Raw genomic sequence first — 7980 nt, forward strand, 5'->3', positions numbered from 1 at the left:
TTACAGCGCCGATGGTACTGCAGGGGGGACCCTGTGGGAGAGTAGGACACCGCCGAACAAATATTGAAGAAAACCCCCGTGCAAACGGGGGTTTTCTGCGTTTAGGGTCGGGTCATGAGCAACGACCTCGACCACTACGTGGTCCGTTCGATAAGCGCCGACGAGTGGCCTGCGGCCAAGGCCCTCCGGCTCGTCGCGTTGCAGGACCCGATCGCGCACCTCGCCTTCCTGGAGACGTACGAGCAGGCCGCCGCCAGGCCCGACTCCTTCTGGCAGGAGCGGGCGGCCGGCGCCGCCAAGGACGCCACCGGGGCTCAGCAGATCGTCGCCGAGGCGCCGGACGGGACCTGGGTCGGGTCCCTGACCGTGCTCGTGGAGGAGGCCGGCACCACCGACTGGGCCGGGTTCCCGGTCGAGCGGCGGCAGGGACATGTCGTCGGTGTGTTCGTGCGGGCCGACCACCGTGGGATCGGGCTGACCGAGGTGCTGTTCGACGCGGGCCTCGAGTGGGCCTGGAACATGGGCGTCGAGCGCGTCCGGCTCATCGTGCACGAGGACAACGAGCGGGCCCGGAACTTCTACCGCAAGGCCGGCTTCGTACCGAGCGGGGTCACCGTGCCGCTGAAGGAGGGCGAGGACGGCTCCGCCGAGTCCGAGCTGGAGTACGTGCTCGAGCGTCCCTGACAAGGATTCCGGGGAACGGGGAACGGGGTCACACCGGCAGCTGGGCGTGGGGCCAGCGGGTGCGGCCCTGTTCGAGGGAGCGCAGCAGGGCGAGGGCCGGCAGCCCGCGGGCGGCTCCGTCGGCCAGCAGCCCGGGGAGCTGGGGCAGCGGTGCCACGGCGGCGACGTCGTCCAGGACAAGCGTGAGTGGTGGGTCGAGCCGACCGGAGGATGACCGTTCGGCCATGCGCCGGCCGCGCTCGACCACGCTTGAGGCGAGCCCGGTCAGGAGGGGCATCGCACCCGGGTGGGTTCGCGGATCCTCGATGGATTCCCCCACCACATAAAGCGTGCCCCCTTCGTTGACGAAGGAATCCAAGGCGAGGGCATCAGTTCGATTGGGAGTGCAGGCCTCGCGGATGTTGACCGTGAACAGTGAGGCCAGCGCGCGGCCGGTCAGCTCCTGTGCGATGTCGCGCCGTTCGGGGTGCGAGGTGAGCGCGGCCTCGAGCTCGCCGCCCGAGCCGGGCGCGGCCTTGGGGTTGGTGCGGAGGATGCGTACGGCGTCCTGCACCTGGACGCCCTGCGCCCAGCGGTGCACGTGGCGGATCGTGCGGCCGTCGATGGCGGCGGCGTGGAGGTAGCTGCGCAGCAGCAGTTCGGCGGTGTCGCCGAGCGCCTGGTCGATCTTGGCGGTGGGGCGTACGGGGGCGAGGAGCGCCGCCGAGCGGCCGGTCGCGGTCTCCTTGTCCTCGCAGCCGGTGGTGGGGGACCAGTGGAGGCGGGCCGGGGTGTCGCACAGGTGCGCGGGGTCGTAGAGGAGGACCGGGCCGAGCTTGGCCCGGGAGTCCTTGGTCTCCTGCCACAGAGCCGGGTCGGAGGTGACGACCAGGGCGGGGCCGGCCGCGTCCCGGATCGCCTGCGCGGCGGCGGTCCGGCGGCCCTCCCTCGGCGCGATGAGGAGAGCGGGCGTGCGGCCGTCCGGGTACGGACCGTCCGCGGCGGCGAGCGGCTGCGCGGGTCCCGGCGGCTCCGGGAGCTCCGGGGACGTCCGCGGAGCCGGTACCTCGGCTGCCTCCTGCGGGACCGGCACCTCGTGCGGGGCCTCCTGCGGGGCCGGTGCCCCCTGCGGTGACGGTGCCGTCGCCCGGTCCTCGGGCGCCGCCACCCGTTCCTGCGCGGCCGACGGCCGTTCCCGTACCGCTTCCGTTTCTCGTACCGCCAGGCGCTCCCCCCGGCGTCTCAGGCGTACCGCTCTCCACCGCGCCACCGTGCCCATGACGAACACGGTCAGCACGAACAGCACCATCAGCTGCCCTATGAACAGCCCCCAGAACAGCCCGTACCCGGACAGCCCGTCGGGCGGTGTGCCGGGCCAGGCGCCCGCGATGTCGTGCGGCCGGCCGATCAGATGGCGCATCGCGGTCGGCGTACGGACGAAGGTGACCCCGGACGGCCAGGCGCCGTGGGAGAACAGGCCGGCCAGGCCGGTGGCCGTCCACACCAGCAGGGTCATGCCGAGGAGGAAGGCGAGGATGCCCACCAGCAGGCCGTCGGGGATGCCGCCCTGGCCCTCGCGGCGGCCCTGCCCGCTGTGTCCGCCCTGTCCCTGGTCGCGGTCGTCCGGTCTCACGCCTCTTCCGTCCCCTCCCTGCGCCGTCCCTACGCCACCGTCGATTCGGAGTCGCCGACGTGCTGCTCCACGAAGGCAGCCGCCCGTTCCTCGGCCTCCAGCTCGGCGGCGCGCAGTGCGTCGTCGGCGGCGAAGTCGGCGGAGGACTCCGTCATGGCGCGGTCGGTGAAGACCAGGGGGCGCTCGGTCTCGGTGACCAGGTGTTTGACGACCTGGACGTTGCCGTTGACGTCCCAGACCGCGATGCCGGGGGTGAGGGTCGGGATGATCTCGACGGCCCACCGGGGCAGGCCGAGGACGCGGCCGGTGGCCCGGGCCTCGTCGGCCTTCTGGGCGTAGACCGTCCTGGTGGAGGCCATCTTCAGGATCGCCGCCGCCTCCTTGGCCGCCGCTCCGTCCACCACGTCGGACAGGTGGTGGACGACGGCCACGAAGGACAGGCCGAGCCGGCGGCCGAACTTCAGCAGCCGCTGGAACAGCTGGGCCACGAAGGGGCTGTTGATGATGTGCCAGGCCTCCTCGACCAGGAAGATGCGCTTCTTGCGGTCGGGGCGGATCCAGGTGTGCTCGAGCCAGACTCCGACGATCGCCATCAGGATCGGCATGGCGATGGAGTTGCGGTCGATGTGGGAGAGGTCGAAGACGATGAGGGGGGCGTCCAGGTCGATTCCGACCGTGGTGGGGCCGTCGAACATGCCGCGCAGGTCGCCGTCGACCAGTCGGTCGAGGACCAGTGCCACGTCCAGGCCCCAGGCCCGTACGTCGTCTATGGCGACGTTCATCGCCTCGGCGGACTCCGGTTCGGGGTGGCGCAGTTGCTCGACGATGTCGGAGAGGACCGGCTGGCGTTCGACGATCGTCTCGTTGACGTAGGCGTGGGCGACCTTGAGGGCGAAGCCGGAGCGCTCGTCGAGGCCGTGGCCCATGGCGACCTCGATGATGGTCCGCAACAGGGCGAGCTGCCCGGTCGTGGTGATCGCGGGGTCGAGCGGGTTGAGGCGGATGCCGTGGTTGAGGGCCGCGGTCGGGTCGAGCCGGATGGGAGTTATCCCCAGCTCCTCGGCGATGAGGTTCCACTCGCCGACGCCGTCCTCGCCCTGGGCGTCCAGGACGACGACCTGGCGGTCGCGGAAGCGCAGCTGGCGCAGGACGTAGGTCTTCTCCAGGGCCGACTTGCCGTTGCCGGACTCGCCGAGGACGAGCCAGTGGGGGGCGGGGAGTTGCTGGCCGTAGAGCTGGAAGGGGTCGTAGATGTAGCCCTTTCCGGAGTACACCTCGCGGCCGATGATGACGCCGGAGTCGCCGAGGCCGGGCGCGGCGGTGGGCAGGTAGACAGCCTGGGCCTGGCCGGTGGAGGTGCGCACCGGCAGCCGGGTCGTCTCGACCTTCCCGAAGAGGAAGGACGTGAAGGCGTCCGTGAGTGCGGTCAGCGGGTCCCGCATCAGAGCATCAGCCCCTACCGTCGGATTCCGGTGGCGAACGGGAGCGTGTTCACGAAGGCGCGGTGGTGCTCGCGGTCGCACCACTCCAGTTTCAGGTACGACTTTCCGGCCGACGCCCTTATCGTCCGCTTGTCGCGGGCCAGGGCCTCGGGGGTGCGGGAGGAGACGGTGATGTAGCCGACGAGGTTGACGCCGGCGGCGCCGCTGGCGAGGTCCTCGCCGCGCTGGTCGATGCGGTTGTGGGCGGCCACGTCGCGGGGGTCGACGGTGCGGTTCATCTTGGCGGCGCGGCTGGCCTCGGCGACGTCGTTGGTCTTCTCGGTGAGCATGCGCTCGATGGCGATCTCGGTGGGTTCGAGGTCCATCGTGACGGCGACGGTGCGGATGACGTCGGGGGTGTGGACGAGGAGCGGGGCGAGGAAGTTCACGCCGACCGGGGTCATGGGCCACTCCTTGATCCAGGCGGTGGCGTGGCACCAGGGCTCGCGGGTGGCGGACTCGCGGGTCTTGGCCTGGAGGTAGGTGGGCTCCATGGCGTCGAGTTCGGCGGGCCAGGCGTTGCGCTTGGTCATGGCCTGGATGTGGTCGATGGGGTGGTCGGGGTCGTACATGGAGTGGATCAGCGAGGACAGCCTGCCCTGGCCGAGCGGCTGCCGTACGCGGATGTCGGCTTCCTGGAGGCGGGAGCAGATGTCGGTCAGCTCGCGGGCCATGACGACGGCGAGGCCCGCGTCCCGGTCGAGTCTGCGGCCGTCCCGGGAGCGGGCGGCGCGTGCCATGGTCTGTGCCTCGGCGGCGAGTTCGCGGGTGTAGTGCATGCAGGCGACGAGGTAGGCGCGGTGCTGCTCGCTGCTGGTGGACACCATGGACTGCAGTTGGTCGTACGACCGCTGCAGCCAGGCGGGCGCCCGTTCGTCGCCGCGCTGGGTGACGTCCTTGGCGTGGGCGTCGGGGTCGGCGGGGAGGGTGCGGGCGAGCATCTGCAGGCGGGTGACGAAGCCGTCGCCGTTGGCCACGTGCTTGAGGAGGGTGCCGAACCGGTCGACGAGGGCTTCCTGGTCCTCGGAGTCGCGCAGGCCGACGCCGGGGCCCTCGATCTCGATGGCGGCGGTGACGGTCTTGCGGTCGGCGTGCAGGAGTACGGCGATCTCGTCGGGGCCGAAGGGCGCGGCGAGCCAGGTGATGCGGCCGATGCCGGGCGGGGGGCCGATCTCGATCTCGCGGCCGTCGATGCGGGTGCCGGCCTCCATGACGGAGGAGCGGTAGAGGGCGCCGCGTTTGACGGTGCGCTTGTAGGAGCGGTTGATCTCGAACCACTTGTAGAAGGTGCGGCGCCGGTAGGGGACGTAGACGGCGGCGAGGGCGAGCAGGGGGAAGCCGGTCAGCAGCACGATGCGCAGGGACAGCACGGGGACGAGGAGCCCGCACATCATGCCGAGGAAGGCTCCGGCGATGATCAGGGCGATCTCGCCGGTCTCGCGGTTGCGGCCGATGATCGCGTTCGGCCGGGCGCGGCCGATGAGATACGTCCGGCGGGGCGTGACCGTGTGGGACAGGTGGGAATCGGTCGTCAACGCCCTTCACCTCCCGTGCGGTTGGTACTGCTGTTGCGGGTGCTGCTGGCGTGGGGGGTGTTCACCGGGCTGGGTGCGCGGGGAGCGGGTGCGGCGGTGGGGACGGAGCCGCCGCCGTCCGGTACGCGTGCGCTGTGCGCGGCGACGCCTCCGGAGGCCGGGTTGGCCGGGCGCGGGGCGGAGGACTGGCCGCCGCCCGCCGAGCCGTTGTTGTCGGCGCGGGTGCTGTGGGTCTTGATGCCCTGGGCGACGAGGGTCGCGGGGGAGCTGATGACGGCGGCTGCCTTGCCCTCGGCGCCCTGCATGATCCGGTTGTTGCGGCCGGCGGCGATCTCGTCGCCGAAGCCGGGGACGAAGCGGTAGATCACCGCGCTGGCGAAGATGGCGAGCAGGATGATGGCGAGGCCTGAGACGACCGCGGAGAAGGCGCCGGGGCCGTTGTCGTCGGAGGACAGGGCGCCGGCGAGACCGAGCACGATCACGATGACGGGTTTCACCAGGATCACCGCGATCATGATGCCCGCCCAGCGGCGGACGTGGCCCCACAGGTTCTTGTCGACGAGGCCGGCGTAGACGACGGTGCCGAGGAGTGCGCCCACGTAGAGCAGGGCGGCGCGGATGACGAGTTCGAGCCAGAGGACGCCGGCGGCGAGGATGGAGACCAGGGAGACGACGATCAGCATGATCGGGCCGCCGCCGATGTTGTCGCCCTTGCCGAGGGCTGCGGAGAAGGTGCCGAAGAAGGTGTCCGCCTGGTCGCCGGTGGCCCTGGCGAGGACGTCTGAGACGCCGTCGGCGGCGGAGACGACGGTGTAGAGGATCAGGGGGGTGAAGGCGGAGGCGAGCACGGTCAGCCAGAGGAAGCCGATCGCCTCGGAGATGGCGGTGGTCAGGGGGACGCCGCGGACGGCGCGCTTGGCCACGGCCAGCAGCCACAGCAGCAGGGTGAGGATCGTGGAGGCGGCGAAGACGACGGCGTACTGCTGGAGGAACTTCTGATTGGTGAAGTCGACGTTGGCCGTCTCCTTCACGGCCTTGCTGAGCTTGTCGATGGTCCACGACGCCGCATCGGCACATCCCTTGGCCAGGGAGGAGAGGGGGTCGAGGGTGGAGGTGTCGGGGGCGGTGGAGCCTCCGCCGCTGCTGTCGTTGCCGCGTTCGCAGTATTTGCGGGCCTCGCCGAAGATCAGGTCGCAGTTGTTCTTGCTCGCCGAGGGCGACGGCGAGGGCGTGGGAGTGGGTGAGGGCGCGGCCACGGCACGGGTCGCCAGCAGGACGACCGACGTCTGTACGGCTGCCACGACTCCGGTGAGCCCCAGCGCGCGCTGCTTGCTACCGGGCATACGTGAACCCTCCGTACTCTTCGATGGCCTTGCTGATCTCGCCGGAGGTGGCGGCCTTGTCGTCACCGGGGACCGGGGCGGGGCCGTCCTGCTGCGAGTCGGAGACGATCTTCCAGTCGCCGCCCGTCCACCGCAGGCTGAACGTCCACGTCTTCCACGACGAGGTGACGGGGTCGGTGGACTTCTGACCGGACATGCCGATGAGTCCCACGTACCAGACGGCGACCTTGGCGCTGTCGCCGCCGTACTGCTGGACGGTGGATCCGACCGGGGTCACGCGTGAGACGAAGGTGCTGCCCGCCGGTGCGTTGCCGTCCGCGTCCAGGCCCATCCGGCTGAGGAAGCCCGCCGAGTAGGCCTGGTCCATGGGGCCTTGGAGTCTGGCGGCCGCGTCGGGGGTGTAGAGGAGGTTGACGATGGCGTGCCGGCTGTCCTTCTTGAACATGCCGGTGGAGCCCAGCGTCACGGCGTAGTTGGCGGCGGCGCTCTGGGCACCCTGCTCGTCGTGGGAGAAGCCGGACGGCAGGCCCGCGGTTCTCGTGGTGACTGGCTGCTTGCCCGTCGCTGCGGTGGGGGCTGTCTTCGGTTTGTCGCCGTCGCCGTCGGCGGAGGACGAGCCGCCGCCCGAGCGGTTCGCGAAGGCGATCGCGGCGATGAGGAGGACGACCACGGCGACCACCGTGATCAGCCCGCGTGAGGAGGAGCGGCCGCCGCGGCGGGCCCCGCCGTAGGGGTCGCCGGCCCGCTCGGGGAGCCGGGTGCGGGTCTGCCCGCCGCCGTACGGTTCGTCGTCGGCGCGCGCGGACTCGCCGTAGCCGTGCTCGTCTCCGAGACTCATGTCCCGAACGCCCCCTCGACCTCGACCTCGTACCGGAACGCGTTGGTGTACGACGGTAGCCGTGCTGGTTCCCGTCGACCTCGTACCGGAACGCGTTGGTGTACGACGGTAGCCGTGCTGGTTCCCGCGCGGGCGCGGTGTGGTGACTCGACATCAGGGAAACGCAACCTCGGCCGGTGGGCACGGTGGGTGGGTGGGGGCAGCGGGGGCACCGGGCGCGTCCGGAGGGTCGGCCGGGCGGCGCGCCGGGGGCACCGTGCGCGGCATGCGCGGGTGTGCGCCGGGTGCTCGGGCCCGGTCTACACGGCCATGCCGTACACGATGGTGAAGAGTGTGCCGAGGGAGCCGATGATGAACACCCCGGTCAGGCCGGCGATGATCAGGCCCTTGCCCTGTTCGGCGCTGAAGGTGTCGCGCAGGGCCGTCGCTCCGATGCGCTGTTTGGCGGCGCCCCAGACGGCGATTCCGAGGCAGAGCAGGATGGCGA

Annotated in this window: 7 protein-coding genes; 1 reads left to right on the top strand and 6 read right to left on the bottom strand. The window is 71.1% G+C overall.

The features are described from left to right. Nucleotides 1-114 precede the first annotated feature (114 nt). Nucleotides 115-684, top strand: a complete 570-nt coding sequence (locus IE249_RS17405) for a GNAT family N-acetyltransferase (protein ID WP_189705750.1) — start codon at nucleotides 115-117, stop codon at nucleotides 682-684. Between the two features lie 28 nt (nucleotides 685-712). On the opposite strand, the gene IE249_RS17410 is transcribed toward IE249_RS17405, so the two are convergent. From IE249_RS17410 to IE249_RS37620, 6 genes are all read right to left on the bottom strand, one after another. After that, nucleotides 713-2296, bottom strand: coding sequence for a type VI secretion protein (locus IE249_RS17410; RefSeq protein ID WP_189705751.1), 1584 nt, complete (start codon nucleotides 2294-2296; stop codon nucleotides 713-715). 29 nt (nucleotides 2297-2325) lie between these two features. Continuing rightward, entirely contained in the window at nucleotides 2326-3738 is a 1413-nt protein-coding gene (locus tag IE249_RS17415) for an ATP-binding protein (RefSeq protein ID WP_189705752.1), read from the bottom strand. 14 nt (nucleotides 3739-3752) lie between these two features. Beyond that, a complete protein-coding gene (locus IE249_RS17420; protein ID WP_189705753.1) occupies nucleotides 3753-5312 on the bottom strand; it encodes an SCO6880 family protein in 1560 nt (519 codons plus the stop codon). After that, entirely contained in the window at nucleotides 5309-6655 is a 1347-nt protein-coding gene (locus IE249_RS17425; RefSeq protein ID WP_189705754.1) for a hypothetical protein, read from the bottom strand. Before IE249_RS17425 ends, IE249_RS17420 begins: the two co-directional genes overlap by 4 nt. Continuing rightward, nucleotides 6645-7493 (bottom strand): DUF8175 domain-containg protein, encoded by an 849-nt coding sequence (locus tag IE249_RS17430; RefSeq protein WP_189705755.1) that lies wholly within the window; start codon nucleotides 7491-7493, stop codon nucleotides 6645-6647. The genes IE249_RS17425 and IE249_RS17430 overlap by 11 nt, the downstream gene beginning before the upstream one ends. Before the next feature lie 299 nt (nucleotides 7494-7792). Beyond that, on the bottom strand, nucleotides 7793-7980 hold a 188-nt coding region (locus IE249_RS37620), incomplete at its 5' end, for a DUF8827 family protein (RefSeq protein ID WP_506366979.1).

Source organism: Streptomyces anandii JCM 4720, assembly GCF_014650655.1.
Lineage (GTDB): Bacteria > Actinomycetota > Actinomycetes > Streptomycetales > Streptomycetaceae > Streptomyces > Streptomyces anandii.

Excerpts from the sequence above, each read along its gene's own strand:
- IE249_RS17415 (WP_189705752.1), bottom strand. The coding sequence starts at position 3,738 with ATGCGGGACCCGCTGACCGCACTCACGGACGCCTTCACGTCCTTCCTC.
- IE249_RS17405 (WP_189705750.1), top strand. The coding sequence starts at position 115 with ATGAGCAACGACCTCGACCACTACGTGGTCCGTTCGATAAGCGCCGAC.
- IE249_RS17425 (WP_189705754.1), bottom strand. The coding sequence starts at position 6,655 with ATGCCCGGTAGCAAGCAGCGCGCGCTGGGGCTCACCGGAGTCGTGGCA.
- IE249_RS17430 (WP_189705755.1), bottom strand. The coding sequence starts at position 7,493 with ATGAGTCTCGGAGACGAGCACGGCTACGGCGAGTCCGCGCGCGCCGAC.